Genomic DNA, 23,817 nt, shown 5'->3' on the forward strand with positions numbered 1-23,817 from the left:
ACGAGGCCAGTGACGGCCGCGGCGCACCCTGCGCCAGGGCATCGCGCAGCAGGCAGGGGTGCGCAGGCCCTGTGGTATTCTGCGCGCCGTTCCGGTGCGGTGCGTTCGCGCGCTCATCCCCGATCCGCGGCCGCGGCAACGCCGGATCCGGCGCCGGCGATGCGCCACGCGCGCGGCGCACGCCGTGCCTCCCTCCCGTCCGTCCTGGTCCGCCTTCCGTGAAATTCTTCGTCTCCTGCGCCAAGGGCCTGGAATACCTGCTCGTCGATGAACTGCTCGCGCTCGGCGTGGCGCAGGCCACCGCCACCGTCGCCGGGGTCAATGCCGAAGGCACCCTGCAGGACGCGCAGCGCGCGGTGCTGTGGTCGCGCCTGGCCAGCCGTGTGCTGTGGCCGTTGCAGTCCTTCGACTGCCCCGACGAGGCGGCGCTGTACGCCGGCGTGGCCGCGCTGCCGTGGCGCAGCCATCTGGCGCCGCAGCACACCCTGGCGGTGGACGCCCATGTGTCCGGCACCGGCATCACCCATGCGCGCTTCGCCGCGCAGCGGGTCAAGGATGCGGTGGTGGACACGCTGCGCGGCGAGGGCCTGGAGCGGCCGTCGGTGGACGTGGAGCACCCGGACCTGCGCCTGAACCTGTCGCTGCGCAAGGGCCGCGCGACGTTGTCGGTGGACCTGGGCGGCGGCTCGCTGCACCGGCGCGGCTGGCGCCAGGCGCAGAACGAGGCGCCGCTGAAGGAGAACCTGGCCGCGGCGGTGCTGCTGCGCGGGCAGTGGCCGGCGCTGTACGCGCAGGGGGGCGGGCTGCTGGATCCGATGTGCGGCAGCGGCACGCTACTGATCGAAGGCGCGCTGATGGCCGCCGATGTCGCACCGGGCCTGCTGCGCGGCGAACTGGCGGCGCAGCAGCGCGGCGACGCCGATGCCGATGCCGCGCCGAGCCGCTGGCTGGGGTTCGACGTGACCGCCTGGCGCACGCTGCTGGCCGAGGCGCGGCAGCGCGCCCAGACCGGTCGCGCCGCATTGCGGCCGGTGCTGTACGGCAGCGACCTCGACCCGCATGCGTTGCGCGCCGCGCGCGAGAACGCGCAGGCCGCCGGCGTGGCCGAGGCGATCGCCTTCGCCGTGCACGATGTCGCCGCGCTGCCTGCGCCGGACCAGGCGCTGGGCACGGTGGTGTGCAATCCACCCTACGACGAACGCCTGGCCGCCGACGCGGCGCTGTACCGGCGCCTGGGCGATGCGCTCAAGCGCGCGGTGCCGCAGTGGCGCGCCAGCCTGCTGTGCGGCAGCGACGAACTGGCCTATGCCACCGGCCTGCGCGCGGCCAAGAAGTACCAGATGTTCAACGGCGCGCTGGAGTGCCCGTTGATCGTCTGCGACCCGATCGCGGTCGCGCCGCGCGCCGGCGTCACCGAGGAGCCGCGTGCGCTCAGCGACGGTGCGCAGATGGTGGCCAACCGCCTGCGCAAGAACCTGCGCAAGTTCAAGACCTGGCGCGCGCGGGCGGGGATCGGTTGCTACCGCGCCTACGACGCCGACCTGCCCGAGTACGCGGCCGCGATCGACGTGTACCAGGAAGACGGCGGCCAGGCGCGCACCTTCCTGCACGTGCAGGAGTACGCGGCGCCGGACAGCATTCCCGACGCGGACGTGCGCCGCCGCCGCAACGAACTGCTGGCGGCCGCGCGCGAGGTGTTCGCGGTGCCGGCCGAGCAGGTGGCGCTGAAGACCCGCGAGCGCGGCAAGGGCGGCAGCAAGTACGGCCGCTTCGAGCAGCGCGGCGAGTTCCTGGTGGTGCGCGAGCACGATGCGCTGCTGCGGGTGAACCTGTTCGACTACCTGGATACCGGGCTATTCCTGGATCACCGCCCGCTGCGCGGCGTGATGGCGCAGCAGGCGCGCGGCAAGCGTTTCCTCAACCTGTTCTGCTACACCGGCGTGGCCAGCGTGCAGGCGGCGGTGGCCGGCGCCGATTCCACCACCAGCGTGGACCTGTCCGGCACCTACCTGCAGTGGTGCGCCGACAACCTGGCGTTCAACGGCAAGGGCGGCGCCCAGCACCGGCTGGTGCAGGCCGACGCGCTGAGCTGGCTGGAGGCGGAGAAGAACCGCTACGACGTGATCTTCTGCGACCCGCCGACCTTCTCCAACTCCGCACGCGCCGAGGATTTCGACATCCAGCGCGAGCATGTGCGGCTGTTGCGCGCGGCGGTGGCGCGGCTGATGCCCGAGGGCGTGCTGTACTTCTCCAACAACTTCCGCCGCTTCAAGCTGGACGAGAACGCGCTGGCCGAGTTCGCGGTGTGCGAGGAAATCAGCGCGCAGACCATCGACCCGGACTTCGAGCGCAACCCGCGCATCCACCGCGCCTGGCGCCTGCAGCGGCGCTGAGCGCGCGGCGCCGCGCCTGTTCTTGTAGGAGCGGCTTCAGCCGCGATGGGCGTTACCGGTAACGCCCATCGCGGAGCGTAGTGCGCTGTTCCTTCTCCATCCGGGAGATGGTGCCCCGATGGGGGCGGATGAGGGTAGGGGCGAAGCCTTGTGTCCTCAATCTCTGCGAGTCGCTTCGCGTCGTACCCTCACCCCAACCCCTCTCCCGGGGGGAGAGGGGCTTTTATCGGTTGCCGTGATGCCGCAGCGCGGCCTGCGCCTGGCCGCTTGGCGGCCGGTCGTCCTCGCCCTCGCGTTCGTTCCAGTACGCCTGGATCTGCAGGATCTGCGGCAGGATCGCCTCGAACAACGCGACCAGGCGCGGCTCGAACTGGCTGCCTGCCTTTTCGCGGAACAGGTCCATCGCCTGTTCCAGTGGCCACGCGTCCTTGTACGGGCGCGGCGAGGTGAGCGCATCGAACACGTCGGCCAGCGCCACGATCCGCGCCGATTCGGGAATCTGCGTGCCGGACACGCCGGCCGGGTAGCCGCCGCCGTCCCAGTGCTCGTGGTGGTACAGGGAGACCTCGGCGGCCAGGCGGAACAGCGGTGCGCTGCTGCGGCTGAGGATGTCGTAGCCGATCCGCGGGTGCCGCTTCATCACCTGCCATTCGGCGGCGTCCAGCGGCCCGGGCTTTTTCAGCACCGCATCGGGGATGCCGATCTTGCCGGTGTCGTGCATCGGCGCGGCCTGTTCCAGCAGGTCGGCGTCCTCGCGCGACCAGCCCGCGGCCAGGGCCAGTGCACGGGCGTAGGCGGCCATGCGCCAGATGTGGGTGCCGGTGTCCGAGTCGCTGTAGTGGCCGGCCATGCCCAGCATCTCGATCGCGGCGCGGTGGCTCTCGGCGAGGCTGGCGGTGCTGACCAGCGACAGGTGGGTGCGCACCCGCGCGCGCAGGATGCTGGGCGAGTACGGCTTGGTGATGTAGTCCACGCCGCCGGCGTCGAAGCCGATGCTCTCGTCGGTGTCCTTGTCCTTGCCGGTGACGAAGATGATCGGGATCGCCCTGCTGCGCGCATCTTCCTTCAGGGTGCGGGCGAGGGTGTAGCCGTCGACGTCGGGCAGGTCGACGTCGAGCAGGATCAGCGCCGGGCGATGCTTGGCCACGCCGCGCAGCGCTTCGGCGCCGTTCTTGGCGAACACCAGCGCGTAGTCCTCGCGCAGCAGTTGCCGGATCAGCGCCAGGTTGCTGGGTTCGTCGTCGACACAGAGAATGCACGGCTGGGTCATGGTGGTGTCTCGTTACGCGTGCTCAGTCATGTGCCTCGGCCAGCCATTGCCTGACCCTGGCCTCGGCGTCACGGAAGGAAAAATTCTCCAGCAACTGCTGCAGTTCGGCGGTGTGCGCCGCCGGCAGGACCGCGGCCAGTTGCCGCAGCGTGTGGTCGATGCGGTCCGGATCGTCGCTGTCCAGCACCTGCAACACCTGGTACCAGGACGCCTGCAGCGTCGCCGGGTCCACTGCTGCGTCGGTTGCCGCCGCAGGCGTCGTGGCGATCTGGGTGGCGTCGGCGAAGCGCAGCACTTCGGCGGCGGTGTCGGCCATCGCCGCGGCCAGCGCCGCGATCTCCCCTGCGGCCTCCGCTGGCGCCGTGCTCAAGCGTTCTTCGAGAGCGGCGCTGGCGACGCTCAATGCCGGCAACGCCAGCGATCCGGCCGAGCCGCGCAGCTTGTGCGCCAGCGAGACCGCCTCGCCCGGTCGCTGCGCCTCCAGCAGGGCGCGCACGCTCGCCGCGGGGTCGGGATACTCCTGCAACAGCTTCAGCAGATAGCGCCGGTACGGATCGCGCTCGCCCCACAGCCGCTGCGCCTGGACGGTATCGAGCAAGGCGGGGTCGCTGGCCGGCCAGTCGTCCGTCGGCCGCACCGACGGCGGCAGCGCCAGCGGCAGCAGCGGCAGCGCGGCCAGGTTCGGCGGCAGATGGCGGCGGATGATCGCGATCAGGTCCTCGACCTGGAATGGTTTGGCGATGAAGTCGTTCATGCCGCTGGACAGCGCCATTTCCTGCTGCTGGCGATAGGCGCCGGCGGTCAGGGCGATCACCGGTACGTCGGCCAGTTCCGGGTCGGCGCGCAGTTGCCGGGTGGCTTCGTAGCCGTCCATGGTCGGCATCTGCACGTCCATCAGCACCACGTGGAAGCGGCCGGGATCGCGCCGTAGCCGCTGCAGCGCCTGAGCGCCGTCCTGTGCCAGGTCGACCAACGCACCTTCGCCTTCGAGGATGCGCTGGGCGACCTCGCGATTGATGTCGCTGTCGTCGACCACCAGCAGGCGGGCTCCGGCCAGGCGCGCGACGCTGTCGCCGGGCGATGGCGCGGGCAGGTCGCCGTTGCGGCGCGCCAGCAGCATGGCGATGGTGCGCTGCAGGGCCGAAGCGGTGACCGGCTTGGTCATCACCGCATCCACGTCGGCCACGCCGGGCTGCTGCTCCTGGATCATGCGCCGCTCGTAGGCGGTGACCATCACGATGATCGGCTGCCGGTCCGGCGCCGATTGCGCGCGAATGCGCTGGGCCACGCTCAGCCCGTCCAGGTCCGGCATGCGCCAGTCCAGCAGGATCACGTCGAACTCGGCGTGTTCCGGCGCGGCCGCGGCCAATGCGGCGGAGCCGCTGGACACCGCTTCCACCTGCCAGCCGAACCCATTGGCGATGTCGGTCAGACTGCGCCGCACCAGTTCGTGGTCGTCGGCGATCAGCACCCGTCGCGTCTGCGCCGGTTCGGCGTCGTCATCCGCTGCCGGTGCCACCGCGAACGGAATGACGAAGTAGAAATCGCTGCCCTGGCCGGGTGCGCTCTGCACTTCCAGTTGCCCGCCCATCAGCTCCACCAGGCGCCGGCTGATGGTCAGGCCCAGGCCGCTGCCGCCATAGCGGCGGCTGGTGGAGGTGTCGGCCTGCAGGAACGGCGAGAAGATCAGGCTCTGCTTCTCGCGCGCGATGCCGATGCCGGTGTCGCGCACCGAGAACAGCAGCTTGAGCTTGCCGGGTTCGGCGCCGGGGAAGGCGCGCACCGACAGCACCACCTCGCCCTGTTCGGTGAACTTGATGGCATTGCCCACCAGGTTGATCAGCACCTGGTTCAGGCGCAGCGCGTCGCCGTGCAGCCAGCGGCAGCCCGGCGGCAGCGGCTCGACGATCATTTCCACCGACTTGGCGCTGGTCGCCGAGGTCATCAGCGCGGCGATGTTCTCCAGCAGTTGGTTGAGGTCGAACGGCGCCGATTCCAGGTCGATGCGCCCGGACTCGATCTTGGAGAAGTCGAGGATGTCGTTGATGATCTCCAGGAGGTTGCGTGCCGACAGCTCGATCTTCTGGATCATGTCCTGCGCCGCCTGCGACAGGGCGCTGTGCCGCAGCAGATACAGCATGCCCAGGATCGCATTCATCGGCGTGCGGATCTCGTGGCTCATGTTGGCCAGGAAATCGCTCTTGGACTGGTTGGCGGTTTCGGCCGCGTCGATGGCCAGGCGCAGCTCGCGCTCGTGGCGCTTCTGCTCGGTCAGGTCGACGGCGATGCCGAGATAGCCGATCACCCGGTCGTCGTCGTCGCGCAGCGTGCTCAGGGTGAGCAACACCGGGAAGGCATGGCCGTCCTTGCTCAGGTAGGTCCATTCGCGGGTATCGCTGCGCCCCAGCGTGGACAGCGCCGCTACCGATTCGAACGAGGGCTGTACCGGCATGCCGGACTGCGTGGCCATGCGTTCGGCACGCGCGGCCAGTTGCTCCGGATCCAGGAACAGGCCGGTGGCCTTGCGTCCGATCAGTTCGTGCGCGGCGTAGCCGAGCAGGGTCTCGGCGGCCGGGTTGAACAGGGTGATGACGCCGTCCGGGTCGGTGGCGACGATCGCGTAGCCGGCATTGGCCAGGATCGCGCGCTGCAGCGCCGAATAGGTGACCAGTTCGCTGGTGCGCTCGGCCACCTGCTGTTCGAGCGTGGCATTGAGTTCCAGCACCCGCGCCTGCGCGCGCACCTGCTCGGTGACGTCGTGCAGCAGGTGCGAATGGCCGATGGTGCCGCCGCCGGTGCCGACGATCGGCGAGACGCTGGCCAGCACGCTGACCGCATGGCCGTCGCGGTGACGCAGTTCGCGCACGCCGTCGCCGCCATTGGCTGGATCGCGGATCTGCGTGCCCAGCAACTGCTGCAGCGGCTGGCCGATGGCCTGCTCCGGGGTGTAGCCGAAGATGCGCATGGCCGCCGGGTTCCAGTGGGTCACCCGGCCGTGCAGGTCTTCGGCGACGATCGCCTCGCTGGTGCCGGCGACCAGCGCGGCCAGCTGGCTCTGCTCGCTGAGGATCAGGTCGCGCCGGCGCAGGCTGGTCAGGAACACGTACAGCAGCGCGGCCAGCAGCAGCGCGATGCCGGCGGCGATGCCACCGGCGAACAACGGCGAGACTTGATCCAGCGAGCGCACGAAGCCCGGCGTGGCCTGCACCCCGATCCGCCACTGGCGGCCGTACACGTCGAGGGTGCGCTCGGCGGCCGGCCCGCCGGCCAGGATCGGCGTGGCGTCGTCGCGGTAGAACGGCTGTGCCGGGTTCTGGCTGTCGGCCAGGCTCAGGCGCAGCTCGTTGCTGTGATCGTCGGAGGAGGCCAGCACCTCGGCGATGTTCAGCGGTGCATAGGCCCAGCCGGTGGTGGCCTGCCAGCGTTGCTCCGGCGTCTGCAGCGGCATGCCTTCGCGGTATATCGGCAACAGCAGCAGGAACCCGCCCTGGCCGAGTCCCGGCGTCTGTACCAGGCGGATCGGCGCAGTGATGGTGGGCGCGCCCGAGCGGGCCGCGGCGATCGCCGCGGCCCGCCGTGCCGGCTCGGAGGCGATGTCGAAGCCCTCGGCGGTGTTGTTGGAGCGGAGCGGCTGGATATAGACGATGACGAAACGGTCGCCGTCGTGCGGGGCCAGTTCGCCGATCCGCAGCGACGGCGCGCCGTCGGCGTGGACCTGCTGCAGGAACGCCGCCTCGTCCGCGCGCGACACCCGCTGGATGTAGCCGAAGCCGCGCACGCCAGGAAACTCGCGCAGGTAGTCGCGCGAGGCGCTGTAGCGGGCGAAACGCTCGCGCGAGATGTGCTCGCCGCCGGCGGCGATCACCGCGCCGCGCGCGCCGCGCAGGCCGTGCTCGTACATGTCCAGGCGTTGCCGCAGGTCGCTGGCCACGTGCGAGGCCAGTTGATCGAAGCGCGCCTGCGCCTGTGCGCGATTGCGCTGCTGCACGCCGTGCGCGATCAGCAGCGCGGCGATCAGGCCGACGGCCAGCACGGCCAGGGCGGCAAACCGCGCCGGACGCGCAGGGCCGGCGACGGGTGTCCGGCGTTGATTCGACATGCTCCCCCTTCCTTTGGCGAACGCGCGAGCCGCACGCGGAACGGCTTCCCCGGGTTGGTTGCGGAATGGCGTTCACGGTGGCGGCGAACGTCCCGCGGGTCGTCCCTCAACGCTAGCGCGGGCGCGGCGGTCGCGCCAGCCCTCCAGGCCGAAGAGCCGAGGCGTGTCTACACCTTGCTGCGCGGATGGCAGGTCTGCCGTGGGCACGCGGTCCGCCGAGCGGCGTGTCCGCATGGCGTGGTGCGTCGACGGCGGGCCGGCCGCTCGCGCAGCGCAGTGCATCCTTGCCAGCCACGCTCAGCCAAGCAGCGTGACGGCAGCGTGCAGCGCCAGCCCGATCAATCCGCCGACCAGGGTGCCGTTGAAGCGGATGTACTGCAGGTCGCGGCCCACGCTCAGTTCCAGTTGCTCGACCAGGTGGCGTTCGTCCCAGCCCTTCACGGTCTGCGCGATGTGCTCGGTGACGCCGCTGCGCAGGCGCTGGGTCAGCCGCTCGGCGCCGCCGAGCAGGTGCTGGTTGAGCGCCTCGCGCAGGGCGGGATCCTGCGCCAGCGACTGGCCGAGCGCACCGAGGGCGCGCTGCAGGTGCTGCACCAGCGCGCCGTCCTGGCGCGACAGGTCTTCGCGCAGCGCAGCATGGATCTGGTCCCACAGGCCCTGCACGTATTCCTGCACGCCGGGGTGGTCGATCAGCCGCTGCTTCAGCGCCTGCACCTTGTCGGCGGTAGCCGGATCGGTGCGCAACCGCTGGACGTAACCGCCGAGCCAGCGCTCGTAGTCCTGGCGCAGCGGATGCTGCGGTTGCGACAGCACCTCCTGCAGTTCCTCCAGCAGCGCATGCGCCAGGCGCTCGGCGAGGGTGTCGGCGATGCCCTCGACCGGCTTCACCCACTCCACGGTGCCGACCAGCTTGGGCCACTCGCGGCGCGCGTACTTGACGATCATCGCCGACACCCGCTGCTTGACCGCGGCATCGTCCAGGTGCCGGCCGAGCCGGGTCAGCGCTTCGTCGAGCAGTGCGTGGTGGCGGCCGTCGGCGGTAAGCAGGCCGAGCAGCTCGCCGGCGGTGGCGGCCGCGTCCCAGTCGCGCAGGCGCGCCACCACGAAGCCGTGGATGCGACGCCGCACCGCGGCTTCGTCGAGCAGGTCCAGCGCCTGTAGCGCCCAGCCGCGGGCGAGGTCGGCCAGCCGCGCGGACTGCGCCGGTTCGGCCAGCCACTGGCCCAGCCGTGCCGCCGGATCGAAGGCGCTGAGCTTGGCCAGCAGCGCGGTCGGCTCCAGGAACTGATCGCGCACGAACACCGCCAGGCTGTCGGCGATGCGCGCCTTGCCGTGCGGGATGATCGCGGTGTGCGGAATCGGCAGGCCCAGCGGATGCCGGAACAGCGCCACCACCGCGAACCAGTCGGCCAGCGCGCCGACCGTGGCCGCTTCGCAGAAGGCGCCGACCCAGGCCCAGACGCCGTGCAGTCCCATGGCGTGGCTGAGCAGGAAGCCGCACAGCATCGCCAGCAGCAACAGCGCCGCCAGCAGCTTCATGCGCCGCAACTGTGCGCGACGCGGATCGGGGGGCAGGGGAAGGCCGGGAGACACGCTCATGCGGCCGAGTCTACGCAGTGCGCGGTGAGCGCGGTTGCATGGCAGCGTTGGCGTTGGCGTTGGCGTTGGCGGCAAGGCGCTGACGGGTGCGCAGCGGCCGGTACGCCGGGGCCGGGCACGGTGCTACAGTCGCGCGCGGTATTGCTGCGGAAATGCGCCATGCTCGCCGATCACGTGCCTTGCGGTTTCCTCGCCGTCGACGACATCGACCGCGCCCGCGCCTTCTATGAAGGCGTGTTGGGCCTGCGCTGCCGGGGGTTCGATGGCTTCGCCCTGCGCTTGGAGGCCGGGCCGATCCGGCTGCGCATCGTCAAGCCGCCCGCGCGGGTGGTGGCCGACTACACCGTGTTCGGCTGGGAGAGCGCCGATCTGGCCGCCGATGTGGCCGCGCTGGCGACCAGGGGCGTGGCCTTCCTCCGCTACCCGTTCTTCGGCGACAGCCAGGATGCGCAGGGCATCTGGACCGCGCCGAACGGCGACAAGGTGGCCTGGTTCCGCGATCCGGACGGCAACGTGCTGTCGCTGGCCCAGCACGTCTGAGGGTGTCGGTGCGCGGCACTGGCCGCGCACGCATGCGGATCAGCCTGGCAACTGCGCGCGCAGCGCCGCCAGTTCATCGCGCAGCGCCTGGTTCTCGGCTTCGAGCGCAGCCACGCGCTGGCGCAGCGCGGCCGTCGTGTCGCCCGCGGCGTCCGCTGCCGGGGCCGCGCCCTCGGGGGCGTCCGCAGGCGCCGGCCTGGGCTTGCGCTTGGACTCGCGGGCGCGCTTGGCGGCCTGCTTCAGTTCGTCCTTGCCGGCCATCGCCGCGGCGCGCTGTTCCTCTTCGGGCAGGCTGGCCACCGCCGCGGCGGCATTGATCGAGATCGCACCGGACTTGACCGCCTCGACCACTTCGGCGGCGGCCTGCTTCTGGATCTTCTCGATCTGCACCACCTGGCTGTTGCTCAGCCGCGCCACGCGCGCCAGTTCGGCGCGGCTGAGCGGTGCCGGTGCGTCGGCCCAGGGCGGCGTGTCGGTGTCGCTGGCGGCCTCGGCGGCGGCCGCGTCCGGATCGGCGGCGTCGGCCGCGGGGGCATCCGCGGCGGCCGCGCTGGCGCGCCGCTCGGCGAGGATCTCGCGCTTGCGCAGCGCCAGCACGCCGCGTTGGAAGTCGGAAACGCTGCGCCGGCCCAGGTGCTGGTCGATCATCCACAGATGCACGTCCTGCAGCGACTGGAAGCGGGTGTTCTGCACGGTCTGGAACGGCAACCCGTGCTTCTGGCAGATGCCGTAGCGGTTGTGTCCGTCGACCAGGATGTCGCCCCACAGCACCAGCGCGTCGCGGCAGCCTTCGGCCAGCAGGCTGCGTTCCAGGGCGGCGTATTCGTCGGCGGTCAGTGGATCGATGTAGGCCTTGAGGTCTTCTTTGACAACGATGTTCATCAACGGGGCGGTGCGGCGTGGCGACGGGGGCGGCATTGTAGAGGCCGGGAATCGGGAACGGGGAATCGGGAATGGCAACAGCGTGCGCCCCTGCCGCATCGCGCGGTCGTTGGAGCATGCGGCGCGTTGCGATTCCCTATTCCCGTTTCCCCATTCCCGGCTTCAGCCCACCACCACCTCACTGATCTGCATCACCGGCGTCAGGTCGGTGTAGTTCTTGATGTCGCCGAGGATTTCCTCCGCATGCGGGCCGAAGCCGGCCTGGAAGGCCTCCACCGAGTCGCTGAAGATGTGGCACATGCCGACATAGGTCGGGTCGCTGCCCGGGGTGCCGCCGGACAGGCCCTTGTCCACGGTGTAGCGCAGGCAGGCGGCGCCCATGCGCGCCTGCAGCAGCGGCATGTGCGTGTCGCGGTAGTAGGCATGGTCGAAACGGGCGCCTGGCGTGTACGGGTACATCACGCTGACCTTGATCATGGAGCGGCTCCTGTGGCGGCGGTGGACCCCGGCCGGGCGCCGGGGTGGCGCAAGGCTACACCCAGGCATGGCCGGCGCGTGTTGCGCTGCGGCGGGCGCTTGGCCGGGAATGGGGAATGGCAACAGCAACATCAACAGCAAGTGATGCGGCTGCCCGGTTGCCCGATGCGTGCGCCGCGGCGCTTTTGCGATTCCCTATTCCCGATTCTCCATTCCCCTCCATCACATCGTCGGCATCGCGAACTCGGCGCCGCCCGCGGCCTCGGGCCAGCGTGCGGTGACGGTCTTGAGCCGGGTGTAGAAGCGCACCCCGTCCGGGCCGTGCACGTGCAGCGGCCCGAACAGCGAGCGCTTCCAGCCGCCGAAGCTGTGGAAGGCCATCGGCACCGGGATCGGCACGTTGATGCCGACCATGCCGGCCTGCACCTGCCGTGCGAACGCACGCGCTGCGCCGCCGTCGCGGGTGAACACCGCCGCGCCGTTGCCGTAGTCGTGGTCGGCGATCAGGCGCAGCGCGGCGGCGGCGTCGGCCACCCGCACCACGCACAGCACCGGGCCGAAGATCTCCTCGCGGTAGATGCGCATGTCGCTGCGCACGTGGTCGAACAGGCTGCCGCCGAGAAAGAAGCCGTCCGGGTGGTCGGGCGCACACGCCGGGCGGCCGTCGACCACCAGCCGTGCGCCCTCGGCCACGCCGCTGTGGAGGTAGCCGAGCACGCGCTCGCGGTGCGCAGCGCTCACCAGCGGGCCCATGTCCGGCTCGTCGCGGCCGGCGTCGGCCCGGCCCGCGCCCAGGCGCAGCGCAGCCACGCGCGGCGCCAGTCTGGCCACCAGCGCATCGGCCAGCGCGTCGCCCACGCACACCGCCACCGAGATCGCCATGCAGCGTTCGCCGGCCGAGCCGTAGCCGGCGCCGAGCAGGGCGTCGGCGACGTCGTCCAGGTCGGCGTCGGGCAGCACCACCAGGTGGTTCTTGGCCCCGCCCAACGCCTGCACGCGCTTGCCCAGCGCACTGCCGCGCGCGTACAGGTCGGCGGCCACCGCGGTGGAGCCGACGAAGCTCAGCGCCTGCACCTGTGGATGCGCCAGCAGCGCGTCCACCGCCGGCTTGGCGCCGTGCACGACGTTGCACACGCCGGCCGGCAATCCGGCCTCGTGCAGCCATTCGGCCAGGAGCAGCGACGCCGAAGGCGCGTGTTCGGAGGGCTTGAGCACGAAGCTGTTGCCGCAGGCCAATGCCACCGGCAGCATCCACAGCGGCACCATCGCCGGGAAGTTGAACGGGGTGACGCCGGCCACCACGCCCAGTGGTGCGTATTCGCTCCACGCATCCACGCCGCGACCGACGTCGTGCGAATGCTCGCCCTTGAGCAGGTGCGGGATGCCGCAGGCGAACTCCACCACCTCCATGCCGCGCACCACCTCGCCGCGCGCATCGGTGACGGTCTTGCCGTGCTCGGCGCTGATGCAGCGGGCCAGTGCATCAGCATTGCGTTCCAGCAGTTCGCGGAAGCGGAACAGCACCCGCGCGCGCTGCAGCGGCGGCGTCGCAGCCCAGCCGGGAAAGGCCGCACTGGCGGCGCGCACCGCCATCTCCACCGCATGCGCGGCGCCCAGCGGCACGTGGCGCTGGACGGCGCCTGTCGCCGGGTCGAAGACCTCGGCGTGCGCGTCGCCGCGGAACGCGACGGGCTGGCCATCGATGTAGTGGGACAGGATCTCGCCCATCGTGTTCGATCCTCGCATGGACACCATCAGCCCAGTGCGTCCAGCGGCCGCACGAAGTCCTGGCCCAAGGCCTGCGCCACCGCGCGGTGGGTGAGCTTGCCGGCATGCACGTTGAGGCCGTTGCGCAGGTCCTGGTCGTCGCGCAGCGCCTGCAGGCCGTGTTCGGCCAGCAGCAGCACGAACGGCAGGGTGGCGTTGGTCAGGGCGAAGGTGGAGGTGCGGGCGACGCCGCCGGGCATGTTGGCCACGCAGTAATGCACGATGCCGTCGACCTCGTAGGTCGGTTGCTGGTGCGTGGTCGGGTGGCTGGTCTCGAAGCAGCCGCCCTGGTCGATCGCCACGTCCACCAGCACCGAGCCGGGCCGCAGCAGCGCCAGTTGGTCGCGCGACACCAGCTTGGGCGCGGCGGCGCCGGGGATCAGCACCGCGCCGATCACCAGGTCGGTGTGCGGCAGACACTGCTCGATCGCATCGCGGGTGGAGTACAGCGTGGTCAGTTGCTGGCCGTAGAGTTCGTCCAGGTACTTGAGCCGCTCCAGCGAGCGGTCCAGCACGGTCACCCGTGCGTGCAGGCCCATCGCCATGCGCGCGGCGTTGATGCCGACCACGCCGCCGCCGATCACCAGCACCTGCGCCGGCTTGACCCCGGGCACGCCGCCGAGCAGCACGCCGGAGCCGCCCTGTGCCTTCTCCAGCGCATGCGCGCCGGCCTGGATCGCCATGCGCCCGGCCACCTCGCTCATCGGCGCCAGCAGCGGCAGGCCGCCGTGGCCGTCGGTGACGGTCTCGTAGGCGATGGCGGTGCAGCCGGAGCGCTGCAGCGCCGCGGCCTGCTGCGGATCCGGCGCCAGGTGCAGATAGGTGAACAGCAATTGCCCGGGGCGCAGCAGCGCGCATTCCTCCGGCTGCGGTTCCTTGACCTTGACGATCATCTCGGCCTGCGCGAACACGCTGGCCGCATCCTCGGCGATGCGCGCGCCGGCGCGTTCGTAGTCGGCATCGGTCAGGCCGATGGCCTGGCCGCCGCCGCGCTGCACCAGCACTTGGTGACCGTGCAGCACCAGTTCGCGCACTCCGGACGGGGTCAGCCCGATCCGGTATTCGTGGTTCTTGATCTCTTTCGGAACGCCGACCAGCCTGAGCGGTTCTCCAGGCAGACGGGGCGCGTGGGGAGCGCGTGCGGTGGGGTGGGTGAGGGAGGGGTCAGGGCGTGCTGCGGATCATGTCCGCCAGCACCGCGAAGATGCGCTCGATGTGCGCGGCTTCCACGATCAGCGGCGGCGACAGCGCGATGGTGTCGCCGGTGACGCGGATCAGCAGGTCGCCTTCGTGGAAGCAGCGCTCGAAGATCTCGTAGGCGCGCGCGCCGGGCGCGCCCTTGCGCGGCGCCAGTTCGATCGCGCCGATCAGGCCGAAGTTGCGGATGTCGATGACGTGCGGCAGATCGCGCAGCCGATGGATGGCCTCCTCCCACACCGGGCCCAGCTCGATCGCCTTGTCGAACAACTGTTCCTCGGCGTAGGTGTCCAGCGTCGCCAGCGCCGCGGCGCAGGCCAGCGGATGGCCGGAGTAGGTGTAGCCGTGGAACAGGTCGATGGCGTTGGCCGGGCCGTGCGCGAACGCCTCGTGGATGGCGTGGGACACGAACACCGCGCCCATCGGCACGCAGCCGTTGGTCAGGCCCTTGGCGGTCGTCATCATGTCCGGGGTCACCCCGAAGCGCTGCGCGGCGAAGGCGTGGCCGACGCGGCCGTAGCCGGTGATGACTTCGTCGAAGATCAGCAGGATGCCGTGCTTGTCGCACAGTTCGCGGATGCGCTGCAAATAGCCGTGCGGCGGCAGCACCACCCCGGCCGAGCCGGAGATCGGCTCGACGATCACCGCGGCGATGGTGGAGGCGTCGTGCAGCGTCACCAGCCGCTCCAGGTCCTCGGCCAGTTCCGCGCCATGCGTCGGCAGCCCGCGCGAGAACGCGTTGCGCTCCAGGTCGAGCGTATGCCGCAGATGGTCCACGCCCGGCAGCAGCGGGCCGAACGCCTTGCGGTTGTTCGGCAGGCCGCCGACCGAAATGCCGCCGAAGCCGACCCCGTGGTAGCCCTTCTCGCGGCCGATGAAGCGGGTACGTTGGCCCTCGCCGCGGGCGCGGTGATAGGCCAGCGCGATCTTCAGCGCGGTGTCCACCGACTCGGAGCCGGAGTTGGTATAGAACACGTGGTCCAGGCCCGGCGGCGCCAGTTCCACCAGGCGTTCGGCGAGCACGAACGGTAGCGGCGAGCCCATCTGGAAGGTCGGCGCGAAATCCAGCGTGGCGATCTGCCGCGCCACCGCCTCGACGATGCGCGGCCGCGCGTGGCCGGCGTTGCAGCACCACAGCCCGGCGGTGCCGTCGAGGATCTGGCGCCCGTCCACGCTGCGGTAGTGCATGCCCTCGGCCGAGGCCAGCAGTCGCGGCCGCGCCTTGAACTGGCGGTTGGCGGTGAACGGCATCCAGAACGCGTCCAGCGTGTCCGGCTCGCGGATCGCCTGCGCGGCGTAGTGGTCGGACAGCGCCTGGGACGACAGGGGCGGCTGAGGGCGCATCGCAGGCTCCACGCGAGGGATGTTGAAAAAACTTTACACCATGCCGCTGTGCCGGAGGTGACCCGACGTGGCGCAGTTCGCGCAAGTGGTGCCGGCATTTCCTGGTTGCGCCGCAACACGGGCGCGCCGCGCGAAATTGACCGCCTGGAGCGGGTGTGTAAAGTATCCGGCAACACCGTCACCGGCGTTCCCCCGCGATGGACATCGGCGCCCGCCTGCACCGGGTTCGCACCGCCCACGGGCTGAGCCAGCGCGAGCTGGCCAAGCGGGTGGGCGTGACCAACAGCACCATCTCGCTGATCGAGCAGAACAAGGTCAGCCCGTCGGTCAGTTCGCTGAAGAAGGTGCTGGACGGCATCCCGATCTCGCTGGCCGAATTCTTCACCCAGGATCTGGACCCGGGCGAGGCCGATGCGCCGTTCTACCGCGCCGACGAACTGCCCGACGTCGGCAGCGACGGCATCCATTACTACCTGGTCGGCCAGCACCGCCCGCAGCGGCAGATGTGCATCCTGCGCGAGGTGATGCCGCCGGGCAGCGACACCGGCAGCGCGATGCTGGTGCACGACGGCGAAGAGGGCGGGGTGGTGGTGGCCGGCGAGGTGGAGATCACCGTCGGCAGCCAGGTGCGGGTGCTGCGCGCCGGCGAGGGCTACTATTTCGAAAGCCGGGTGCCGCACCGCTTCCGCAACGTCGGCCGCGAGACCGCGGTGCTGGTCAGCGCCAACACGCCGGCCACGTTCTGAGTCGCATGCGCGCCGTGCCGCCGCCCGCCGTCGCGTCCTTCCGATCCTTCCGCCGCCGCAGGAGTCCCCGATGACCGCACCCCGCACCCGCGACGCCTGGCAGGCGCTGGCCGACACGCTGCGTCCGCGGACCCAGGCCTTCATCGACGGCCGCTACGTCGACGCCGCCAGCGGCAAGACCTTCGACTGCATCAGCCCGATCGATGGCCGCCTGCTCGGCCGCGTGGCCGAGGGCGAGGCCGCGGACATCGACCGCGCGGTGGCCGCGGCGCGGCGCAGCTTCGAGGCAGGGCACTGGTCGCAGGCCAAACCCGCGCAGCGCAAGAAGACCCTGCTGGCGCTGGCCCAGTTGGTCGAACGCCATGCCGACGAACTGGCCTTGCTGGAATCGCTGGACATGGGCAAGCCGGTGCGCGACGCGCGTGCGGTGGACCTGGCGGCGACGGTGCGCTGCCTGTCCTGGACCGCCGAGGCGGTAGACAAGCTGTACGGCGAAGTGGCGCCGACCGGGCAGGACGAACTGGGCCTGATCACCCGCGAGCCGCTGGGCGTGGTCGGCGCGATCGTGCCGTGGAATTTCCCGCTGCTGATGGCGGCGTGGAAGATCGCCCCGGCGCTGGCCGCGGGCAACTCGGTGGTGCTGAAACCGTCGGAGAAATCGCCGCTGAGCGCGCTGCGCCTGGCCGAACTCGTTGCCGAGGCGGACATTCCCGACGGCGTGTTCAACGTGGTGCCCGGCTTCGGCAAGGGCGCCGGCGAACCGCTGGCGCTGCACATGGATGTGGACGGGCTGGTGTTCACCGGGTCCACCGCGGTCGGCCGGCGCCTGCTGCAGTGCGCGGGGCTGTCGAACATGAAACGCGCGTATATGGAATGCGGCGGCAAGAGTCCGAACCTGGTGTTTGCCGATGCGCCGGACCTGGAGCAGGCGGCGCAGGCGGCGGCCGCGGCGATCTTCTACAACCAGGGCGAGGTCTGCACCGCGGCGTCGCGGCTGTTGGTGGAGCGTTCGATCAAGGACCGCTTCGTCGAACGCGTGGTCGCCGCCGGCCGCGCGCTGCAGCCGCGGCATCCGTTCGAGGGCGACGCGGCGATGGGCGCGCTGGTGGACGAGACCCAGACCCATCGCGTGCTCGACTACATCGCCCGCGGCAACGCCGAAGGCGCGCGGCTGCTGCTCGGCGGCAAGCGCGTGGAGGTGGTGCCCGGCGGCTGCTACGTGGAGCCGACCATCTTCGACGAGGTCGGCCACGAACACACCATCGCCCGCGAGGAGATCTTCGGCCCGGTGCTGTCGGTGATCGCCTTCGACGACGAGGCGCACGCCCTGCGCATGGCCAACGACAGCGACTACGGCCTGGCGGCGGGCGTATGGACCCGCGACATCGGCCGCGCGCACCGCGTGGCGCGCAAGCTGCGCGCCGGCAGCGTGTGGGTGAACTATTGGGACGGCGGCGACATGACCGCCCCGTTCGGCGGCTACAAGCAATCGGGCAACGGCCGCGACAAGTCGCTGCACGCCTTCGACAAGTACACAGAGATGAAGGCGACGTGGATCAATCTGGGTGGGTAGCGGGGAGTGGGGAGTCGGGATTGGGGATTGCTGAAGCGCTTGGCCGCGGTCGGGATGTCGTAGGAGCGGCTTCAGCCGCGACAGGCTTTCCCGGGAAGGCCCGTCGCGGCTGAAGCCGCTCCTACGACGGCAACGGCGGCGTTTCAGATCGCGGTGCAGCCACTCATCCCCAATCCCGGCTTTCAACAGCCGAATGGCTGGTCATCCCCAATCCCGGCTCTCTCTCCACCCGGCACGCAAAACAGCCCTGCCGCGCGTGATGCAGGTGCAGGTAACGCACCTGCGGATCGGCGAAGGCGCAGGCGATCGCGGTGGCGATGCGCTCGCCGGGCTGCACGTCGGCGGCGATCAGCATGTCGTGGGCGTCGTAGCCGCGCAGCGAGATCAGGCGGCGGACGATCGCATCGGGCACCTCGCCCGGCGCCGGCGTGGCGGTGGCGACGTCGCGGCGCACGTAGATCGGGCCAGCCGCGCGGTACGGCGTCTGCGCGGGTTGGTGCAGGTAGTGCAGCAACAGCAGTTCCTCGCCGGGCCGCGCGTCCTCCAGGCTGATCCTGCACGGATAGCCGAGCGCGCTGTCGGCGCGCAGGCGCCGCGCGTGGTGCGCCTGCAGTTGCGCGTCGTCGAGGTCGAACAGGGGAGCGAACTGGGCGGCCGGCAGGCCGACGCAACGGAAGCTGGACATGGAGGCTCCGGGAACGGATGGAGCGCGCAGCGTGCCGTTCGCGGCGACGTGGTGCTGGCCGCTTTCGGACGCGGCATTGGCCATGGGCCGTGCGCGGTGCGTCGCCGCCAGGGCCGGCGAGACGCCGCGATGTCGCGGGCGCGCCGCCGGGAGGGCGCGCCTGCCGCCTTCAGCGCGGAACGTAAGCGGCGAAATCCACCGGATGTCGCGGATCGGCCGACTGCACCTGGTCGCCGTCCTTGACCAGCGCCTCGGCATCGGGCGAGGGATTCGGATTCAGCTCCCAGCGCTGCTGGATGCGCTTGTGGAACAGCCACTGCTTGCGCTGCGGCTCGTAGCGGAAGGTGATGAAGTCGGTCCAGTGCTGGCCGCAGGAGACCCCGTTCTGCACGGTGAAGTAGCGACCCTTGGCCGCGAACGGTTCGTCGCCATCGGTGAACGGATCGCACTGGCCGCCCTCGTCGCGCTTGAGGATCACCCGGTCGTTGCGCGCCGCCAGCCGATAGTGGCCGTCGCCCTGCTGCACGAAGATCAGCAGCGGTCGCGCCGGGGCCGGATCGCGCTGCGCCTCGCCGCGCTGCTGCAACGCGACCAGATAATCGGCGCGGCCATCGCCATCGAGATCGGCCTGCAGCTGCGCCAGCGGCAGGTAGCCGGCCGGCACCTGGCGCAGTACCTCGGCGGGCAGGTCGGCGGCGTTGGCGGTGTGGGTGCCGAGCAGCGCAAGGCCGGCGGCAAGGCAGAGGCGGAACGGGATGGGCATGGGACAGTTTCGCAAGCGTGGGGCCGCAAGCCTACCCGACCGGCGGGTGATGGCGGCGCGCGCCTTGCGCTGGGGCTTCTTGCAGTGCACAAGGAAAGGCGCCTGCTGCGCGCCGTGGCTCCGATCGCAGCCGGGTGCGGGCGCGGCTGCTGAAAGGGTGCGGCGTCCGTCGCGGGCCGCTGGGTGTGGCTGCGCGGGCGCTGGGCACCGGCAGTGCTGCCCACGGGCGCGGGCGACCGCGTGGCTCGGCCAGGCGCTGGCCGGCGCTTCAGCCCGCACGTGCGCGGGTGGCGTTGGCAGGGCGTGACCCGCGCTGCCAGTGGCGATTGGCCTGTCGCCCTCACAGGTGTACAACACGACGCTGTAGCATCCTTGGCGGGTAGCAAGGCGTGTCCGATTGGGCGCCCGCATGAAGCTGATCGCGGGCCGACGCGGGGAGGCGGCGGCCGCGGAAGGCCTTCCGGCTTGCGACACGGTCGCCGACGACGGCCAGCGCTGCCGCTGGTGCGGCCGAGCGACGGGAGTGCCCCGGCATCCCTGTCGCACGGCAGAATGCGTTGGTGCTGTTCCACTGAGTCCGGAGGGTCGCGATGTATTCGGGTGCGTCATCCAGGCCAGGGGCAGTCGCGCGCGGCATGCGTCGCCACCGCGACGGGCGCACGGCCATCGCCCAGGACCTGGTCGCGGCCGAGGTGCCGGTGGCGTTCGCCTATAACGACACGCCGTTCGTGGTGATGATGGCCACGCCGGAAGACCTGGAGGATTTCGCGCTGGGCTTCTCGCTCAGCGAAGGCATCGTCGCGGCGCCGGCGCAGTTGCGCATCGAGGCGGTGGAAACCTATCTGGAAGGCGTGTCGCTGCGTCTGCGGATCCCGCCGGCACAGGCCGCCGCACTGCAGGCACGGCGCCGCAACCTGGACGGGCGCAGCGGCTGCGGCGTGTGCGGCAGCGAGTCGCTGGAGGCGGTGCTGCGCACGCCGCGTCCGGTGCCGGCCGGCGTGCCGATCGCGGCCGACGCGCTGGCCCGGGCGCTGCGCGACTTGCGCGCGCGGCAGACGCTCAACGCGCTCACCGGCGCCACCCATGCCGCGGCCTGGGCCGATGCGCAGGGCGAGTTGCAGCTGATCCGCGAGGACGTCGGCCGCCACAACGCGCTGGACAAGCTGATCGGCGCGCTGGCCGGCGCCGGCCTCGATCCGGCCGCCGGCTTCGCGGTGGTCACCAGCCGCGCCAGCTACGAAATGGCGATGAAGGCCACCCAGGCCGGCATCCCGCTGCTGGCCGCCATTTCCGCACCCACCGCGCTGGCCATCGCGCTGGCCGACAGCGCCGGCCTGACCCTGATCGGCTTCGCCCGCGATCACGATTACGTCGTCTACAGCCATCCGCAGCGCCTAGCGCAGACCGAACCCGCCGGAGAGCCCGCATGAGCAAGAAAACCATTCAGCCCTATACGCAACCGGCCGGCGGTTGGGGCGCGCTGCGCTCCGTGGCCAAACACCTGATGGAGCAGGACGTGGCGGTGCAGGGTGCCAAGACCTTGCTGCATGCCAACCAGCCCGACGGCTTCGACTGCCCTGGCTGCGCCTGGCCCGACCGCGACCATACCTCGACCTTCGAATTCTGCGAGAACGGCGCCAAGGCGGTGGCCGCCGAATCCACCGCACGGCGCGCCACCCCCGAATTGTTCGCGCAGCACAGCGTCGCGCAACTGGCCAAGTACAGCGATTACTGGCTGGAAGGGCAGGGCCGGCTGACCCAGCCGCTGCGCTACGACGCGGACAGCGACCACTACGTGCCGGTGGACTGGGACGCGGCGTTCGCGCTGATCGCCCGGCACCTCAGCGGCCTGGCCTCGCCGAACGAGGCGATCTTCTACACCTCCGGCCGCACCAGCAACGAGGCCGCGTTCCTGTACCAGTTGTTCGTGCGCGAGTTCGGCACCAACAACTTTCCGGACTGCTCCAACATGTGCCACGAGCCGTCCGGTACCGCGCTCAGGGCGCAGATCGGCAGCGGCAAGGGCACCGTGTCGCTGCAGGATTTCGATCTGGCCGATGCGATCTTCATCTTCGGCCAGAACCCGGGCACCAACCATCCGCGCATGCTCGGCGAACTGCGCCGGGCGGCCAAGCGCGGCGCGGCGATCGTCTCGTTCAATCCGCTGCGCGAACGCGGCCTGGAGAAGTTCGCCGATCCGCAGGACAAGCTGCAGATGCTGCACAACGGCTCCACGCGCATCTCCTCGGACTATTTCCAGCTCAAGATCGGCGGCGACCTGGCGGCGGTCAAGGGCATCATCAAGCATGTGCTGGAGCGCGACGCCGAGGCGGCCAGCAGTGGCCAGCCGCGGCTGCTGGACCTGGAGTTCATCGCGCATCACACCGTCGGCTTCGAGGCCTTCGCCGCCGAGGTCGCGGCCGAGCCCTGGGACACCATCGTCGAGGAATCCGGGCTGAGCGAGGCCGAACTGCGCAAGGCCGGCGAGATCTACCTCAAGGCCGAGCGGCTGATCGCCTGCTGGGGCATGGGCATCACCCAGCACAAGCATTCGGTGGCGACCATCCAGATGATCGCCAACCTGCTGCTGCTGCGCGGCCATCTCGGCCGTCCCGGTGCCGGCGCCTGCCCGGTGCGCGGCCACAGCAACGTGCAGGGCGACCGCACCATGATGATCTACGAGAAGCCGCCGGAGGCGTTCCTGGACCGGCTGCAGGCGGTGTTCGGCTTCGCCCCGCCGCGCGCGCCCGGCTACGACACCGTGGGCGCGATCGAGGCGATGGCCGACGGCCGCGCCAAGGTGTTCTTCGCCATGGGCGGCAATTTCGCCACCGCCACGCCCGATACCGACGCGACCCATCGCGCGCTGCGCCGCTGCGAGCTCACCGTGCACGTCACCACCAAGCTCAACCGCAGCCACCTGGTGCATGGCCGCGACGCGCTGATCCTGCCGTGCCTGGGCCGCACCGAGATCGACATCCAGGAGGGCGGGCCGCAGCAGGTCAGCGTCGAGGATTCGATGAGCATGGTGCACCTGTCCGGCGGCATCAATCCGCCGGCCTCGCCGCACCTGCTGTCCGAGCCGGCGATCGTGGCGGGCCTGGCCGAGGCCACGCTCGGTGCGCGCAGCGCGGTGCGCTGGCGCTGGCTGGTGGCCGACTACGACCGCATCCGCGACCTGATCGGGCAGATGTTCGACGACTTCGCCGACTTCAATGCGCGGGTGCGGGTGCCGGGCGGCTTCCGCCTGTCCAATGGCGCGCGCGACCGCGTGTGGGACACGCCGGAGGGCCGTGCGGTGTTCAAGCCGCATGCGGTGCCCACCGACAACCCGATCCACCGCGCGCGGCGGGCGCATCCGGGCGAACTGGTGTTCACCCTGGCCACCACGCGCTCGCACGACCAGTACAACACCACCATCTACGGCCTGGACGACCGCTACCGCGGCGTGTTCGGCGAGCGCCGGGTGCTGTTCATCAACGCCGCCGACATCGCCGACCTGGGCATGCACGCCGGCGACTGGGTGGACCTGCACAGCCTGTGCGAGGACGGGGTGCCGCGTCAGGCCAAGCGCTTCATGCTGGTCGAGTACAACATTCCGCGCGGCTGCCTGGCGGCCTATTACCCGGAGACCAATGCGCTGGTGCCCTTGTCCAGCTTCGCCGACGAGGCGCGCACGCCCACCTCCAAGTCGATTCCGGTGGTGGTGACCGCGCATTTGGCCGACGCCGCCGCGGCCGCCCCGCGCGACATCGGTGTGGCGCTTGTCCGCTGATCCACTGCTGACCGCGCGCCTGCTGCCCTTGCTGGCCGAGGCACCGGAGGGCATGGCGCTGGCCCGGGTCTGCAAGCGCCTGGACGTGCGCATGAGCGTGTTGTTGCGCACCCTGGCCTGGCTAGGCGATGCCGAACTTGCCGGGCAGGCGGGGCCGGGATGGGTGCGGGTGGAACGGGCGGGCGAGCGCGAGCTGGCGGTGCTGACTGCCGCAGGTCGCGCACAACTGCCGCGTTGAGCGCGAAGCGGCAGCGATTTCAGATCCGTCCCACTACCTGCACTCTGCGACGTCGGCTCCGTCGCGAGCGGGCTGCAGCCCCCGCCCCCGACCGGGCGATCGGCGTTGGATATCGACAGTGGTACGCGTGCACTGCCGGCATGTCTGCAGCGGGCGGTCATCGCACCATTTGGAAAAGCGCGTTGCGCTTGCGCGCCTCCAGCTCCGTCGCTCCGGCAACGAGTAGGTCCCTTTTTTTCGTTAACGGAAGCACGCGGAAATTGATAATCAATTCTCGTCGCGTGGAAACAGTATTTTAATACTTTCCCGTGGTAAGTGATCCAGTGGCGATTTAGTGCTTTTGGAGCGTGGACGTCTTTCCCTGTCTCAATCCGTGAGAATTCCGGATCCGACGCTGCAGGTTGTTTCCACGAAGAGGGCCGGCGCAGCCGATCGAACACGCGACTGGGCCGAGATCCGGATTCTGCCA

At 70.6% G+C, this 23,817-nt stretch carries 17 protein-coding genes; 7 read left to right on the top strand and 10 right to left on the bottom strand.

All coding sequences use genetic code 11. From position 1 onward, the window contains the following. Window positions 1–218 precede the first annotated feature (218 nt). Complete coding sequence (gene rlmKL / locus PG878_RS07925) at window positions 219–2,393, top strand: bifunctional 23S rRNA (guanine(2069)-N(7))-methyltransferase RlmK/23S rRNA (guanine(2445)-N(2))-methyltransferase RlmL (protein WP_209030311.1); 2,175 nt, start codon at window positions 219–221, stop codon at window positions 2,391–2,393. A 223-nt stretch (window positions 2,394–2,616) separates the two neighbouring features. Here rlmKL and PG878_RS07930 read toward each other — a convergent pair whose 3' ends face one another. From PG878_RS07930 to PG878_RS07940, 3 genes are all read right to left on the bottom strand, one after another. Next, complete coding sequence (locus tag PG878_RS07930; RefSeq protein WP_209030312.1) at window positions 2,617–3,663, bottom strand: response regulator; 1,047 nt, start codon at window positions 3,661–3,663, stop codon at window positions 2,617–2,619. A gap of 22 nt (window positions 3,664–3,685) precedes the next feature. Further along, window positions 3,686–7,762 (bottom strand): CHASE domain-containing hybrid sensor histidine kinase/response regulator, encoded by a 4,077-nt coding sequence (locus tag PG878_RS07935; RefSeq protein ID WP_209030313.1) that lies wholly within the window; start codon window positions 7,760–7,762, stop codon window positions 3,686–3,688. Window positions 7,763–8,059: 297 nt separating this feature from the next. Next, complete coding sequence (locus PG878_RS07940) at window positions 8,060–9,361, bottom strand: DUF445 domain-containing protein (protein ID WP_425611766.1); 1,302 nt, start codon at window positions 9,359–9,361, stop codon at window positions 8,060–8,062. A 159-nt stretch (window positions 9,362–9,520) separates the two neighbouring features. On the opposite strand from PG878_RS07940, the gene PG878_RS07945 reads away from it, so the two are divergent. Continuing rightward, window positions 9,521–9,901 carry a VOC family protein gene (locus PG878_RS07945; protein WP_209030320.1) on the top strand — a complete coding sequence of 127 codons (381 nt, stop codon included), beginning with the start codon at window positions 9,521–9,523 and terminating at the stop codon, window positions 9,899–9,901. Window positions 9,902–9,940: 39 nt separating this feature from the next. On the opposite strand, the gene PG878_RS07950 is transcribed toward PG878_RS07945, so the two are convergent. The 5 genes from PG878_RS07950 to aptA all read right to left on the bottom strand — a co-directional run bounded on the left by PG878_RS07950 (window position 9,941) and on the right by aptA (window position 15,580). Further along, entirely contained in the window at window positions 9,941–10,783 is an 843-nt protein-coding gene (locus PG878_RS07950) for a ParB N-terminal domain-containing protein (protein ID WP_209030321.1), read from the bottom strand. Window positions 10,784–10,945: 162 nt separating this feature from the next. After that, window positions 10,946–11,260, bottom strand: coding sequence for an EthD family reductase (locus PG878_RS07955; protein WP_019801912.1), 315 nt, complete (start codon window positions 11,258–11,260; stop codon window positions 10,946–10,948). A 222-nt stretch (window positions 11,261–11,482) separates the two neighbouring features. Continuing rightward, a complete protein-coding gene (locus PG878_RS07960; RefSeq protein WP_209030323.1) occupies window positions 11,483–12,988 on the bottom strand; it encodes a CoA-acylating methylmalonate-semialdehyde dehydrogenase in 1,506 nt (501 codons plus the stop codon). A gap of 26 nt (window positions 12,989–13,014) precedes the next feature. Then, window positions 13,015–14,124: an alanine dehydrogenase gene (gene ald / locus PG878_RS07965; RefSeq protein ID WP_209030339.1), complete on the bottom strand. Its 1,110-nt coding sequence runs from the start codon at window positions 14,122–14,124 to the stop codon at window positions 13,015–13,017. Between the two features lie 67 nt (window positions 14,125–14,191). Further along, window positions 14,192–15,580 (bottom strand): omega-aminotransferase AptA, encoded by a 1,389-nt coding sequence (gene aptA, locus PG878_RS07970; RefSeq protein WP_425611767.1) that lies wholly within the window; start codon window positions 15,578–15,580, stop codon window positions 14,192–14,194. A 185-nt stretch (window positions 15,581–15,765) separates the two neighbouring features. On the opposite strand from aptA, the gene PG878_RS07975 reads away from it, so the two are divergent. Together PG878_RS07975 and PG878_RS07980 are read left to right on the top strand one after the other, a co-directional pair. After that, a complete protein-coding gene (locus PG878_RS07975; protein WP_017912340.1) occupies window positions 15,766–16,314 on the top strand; it encodes a cupin domain-containing protein in 549 nt (182 codons plus the stop codon). 70 nt (window positions 16,315–16,384) lie between these two features. After that, window positions 16,385–17,887, top strand: a complete 1,503-nt coding sequence (locus PG878_RS07980; RefSeq protein ID WP_209030327.1) for an aldehyde dehydrogenase — start codon at window positions 16,385–16,387, stop codon at window positions 17,885–17,887. Between the two features lie 163 nt (window positions 17,888–18,050). On the opposite strand, the gene PG878_RS07985 is transcribed toward PG878_RS07980, so the two are convergent. Further along, the gene (locus PG878_RS07985; RefSeq protein WP_209030328.1) at window positions 18,051–18,572 is read right to left on the bottom strand and encodes a DUF1203 domain-containing protein; all 522 of its coding nucleotides are present in this window, start codon (window positions 18,570–18,572) and stop codon (window positions 18,051–18,053) included. Between the two features lie 169 nt (window positions 18,573–18,741). Continuing rightward, window positions 18,742–19,335 (bottom strand): hypothetical protein, encoded by a 594-nt coding sequence (locus PG878_RS07990; RefSeq protein WP_209030329.1) that lies wholly within the window; start codon window positions 19,333–19,335, stop codon window positions 18,742–18,744. 590 nt (window positions 19,336–19,925) lie between these two features. Between PG878_RS07990 and fdhD the strand changes: the two genes are divergently transcribed. The 3 genes from fdhD to PG878_RS08005 are packed head-to-tail and all read left to right on the top strand — an operon-like array spanning window position 19,926 to window position 23,348. Beyond that, entirely contained in the window at window positions 19,926–20,765 is an 840-nt protein-coding gene (fdhD, locus tag PG878_RS07995; protein WP_209030330.1) for a formate dehydrogenase accessory sulfurtransferase FdhD, read from the top strand. Beyond that, window positions 20,762–23,110: an FdhF/YdeP family oxidoreductase gene (locus tag PG878_RS08000; RefSeq protein ID WP_209030334.1), complete on the top strand. Its 2,349-nt coding sequence runs from the start codon at window positions 20,762–20,764 to the stop codon at window positions 23,108–23,110. Before fdhD ends, PG878_RS08000 begins: the two co-directional genes overlap by 4 nt. Further along, window positions 23,100–23,348, top strand: coding sequence for a hypothetical protein (locus PG878_RS08005; protein ID WP_209030335.1), 249 nt, complete (start codon window positions 23,100–23,102; stop codon window positions 23,346–23,348). Before PG878_RS08000 ends, PG878_RS08005 begins: the two co-directional genes overlap by 11 nt. The last annotated feature ends 469 nt before the right edge of the window (window positions 23,349–23,817 follow it).

Source organism: Xanthomonas hawaiiensis (assembly GCF_031834635.1).
Taxonomy (GTDB): Bacteria; Pseudomonadota; Gammaproteobacteria; order Xanthomonadales; family Xanthomonadaceae; genus Xanthomonas_A; species Xanthomonas_A sacchari.

Excerpts from the sequence above, each read along its gene's own strand:
- fdhD (WP_209030330.1), top strand. The coding sequence starts at position 19,926 with ATGTATTCGGGTGCGTCATCCAGGCCAGGGGCAGTCGCGCGCGGCATG.
- PG878_RS07940 (WP_425611766.1), bottom strand. The coding sequence starts at position 9,361 with ATGAGCGTGTCTCCCGGCCTTCCCCTGCCCCCCGATCCGCGTCGCGCA.
- PG878_RS07985 (WP_209030328.1), bottom strand. The coding sequence starts at position 18,572 with ATGTCCAGCTTCCGTTGCGTCGGCCTGCCGGCCGCCCAGTTCGCTCCC.
- PG878_RS07950 (WP_209030321.1), bottom strand. The coding sequence starts at position 10,783 with ATGAACATCGTTGTCAAAGAAGACCTCAAGGCCTACATCGATCCACTG.
- PG878_RS07935 (WP_209030313.1), bottom strand. The coding sequence starts at position 7,762 with ATGTCGAATCAACGCCGGACACCCGTCGCCGGCCCTGCGCGTCCGGCG.
- PG878_RS07955 (WP_019801912.1), bottom strand. The coding sequence starts at position 11,260 with ATGATCAAGGTCAGCGTGATGTACCCGTACACGCCAGGCGCCCGTTTC.
- PG878_RS07990 (WP_209030329.1), bottom strand. The coding sequence starts at position 19,335 with ATGCCCATCCCGTTCCGCCTCTGCCTTGCCGCCGGCCTTGCGCTGCTC.
- PG878_RS07930 (WP_209030312.1), bottom strand. The coding sequence starts at position 3,663 with ATGACCCAGCCGTGCATTCTCTGTGTCGACGACGAACCCAGCAACCTG.
- PG878_RS08000 (WP_209030334.1), top strand. The coding sequence starts at position 20,762 with ATGAGCAAGAAAACCATTCAGCCCTATACGCAACCGGCCGGCGGTTGG.
- PG878_RS07945 (WP_209030320.1), top strand. The coding sequence starts at position 9,521 with ATGCTCGCCGATCACGTGCCTTGCGGTTTCCTCGCCGTCGACGACATC.
- PG878_RS07975 (WP_017912340.1), top strand. The coding sequence starts at position 15,766 with ATGGACATCGGCGCCCGCCTGCACCGGGTTCGCACCGCCCACGGGCTG.
- PG878_RS07980 (WP_209030327.1), top strand. The coding sequence starts at position 16,385 with ATGACCGCACCCCGCACCCGCGACGCCTGGCAGGCGCTGGCCGACACG.
- PG878_RS07960 (WP_209030323.1), bottom strand. The coding sequence starts at position 12,988 with ATGGGCGAGATCCTGTCCCACTACATCGATGGCCAGCCCGTCGCGTTC.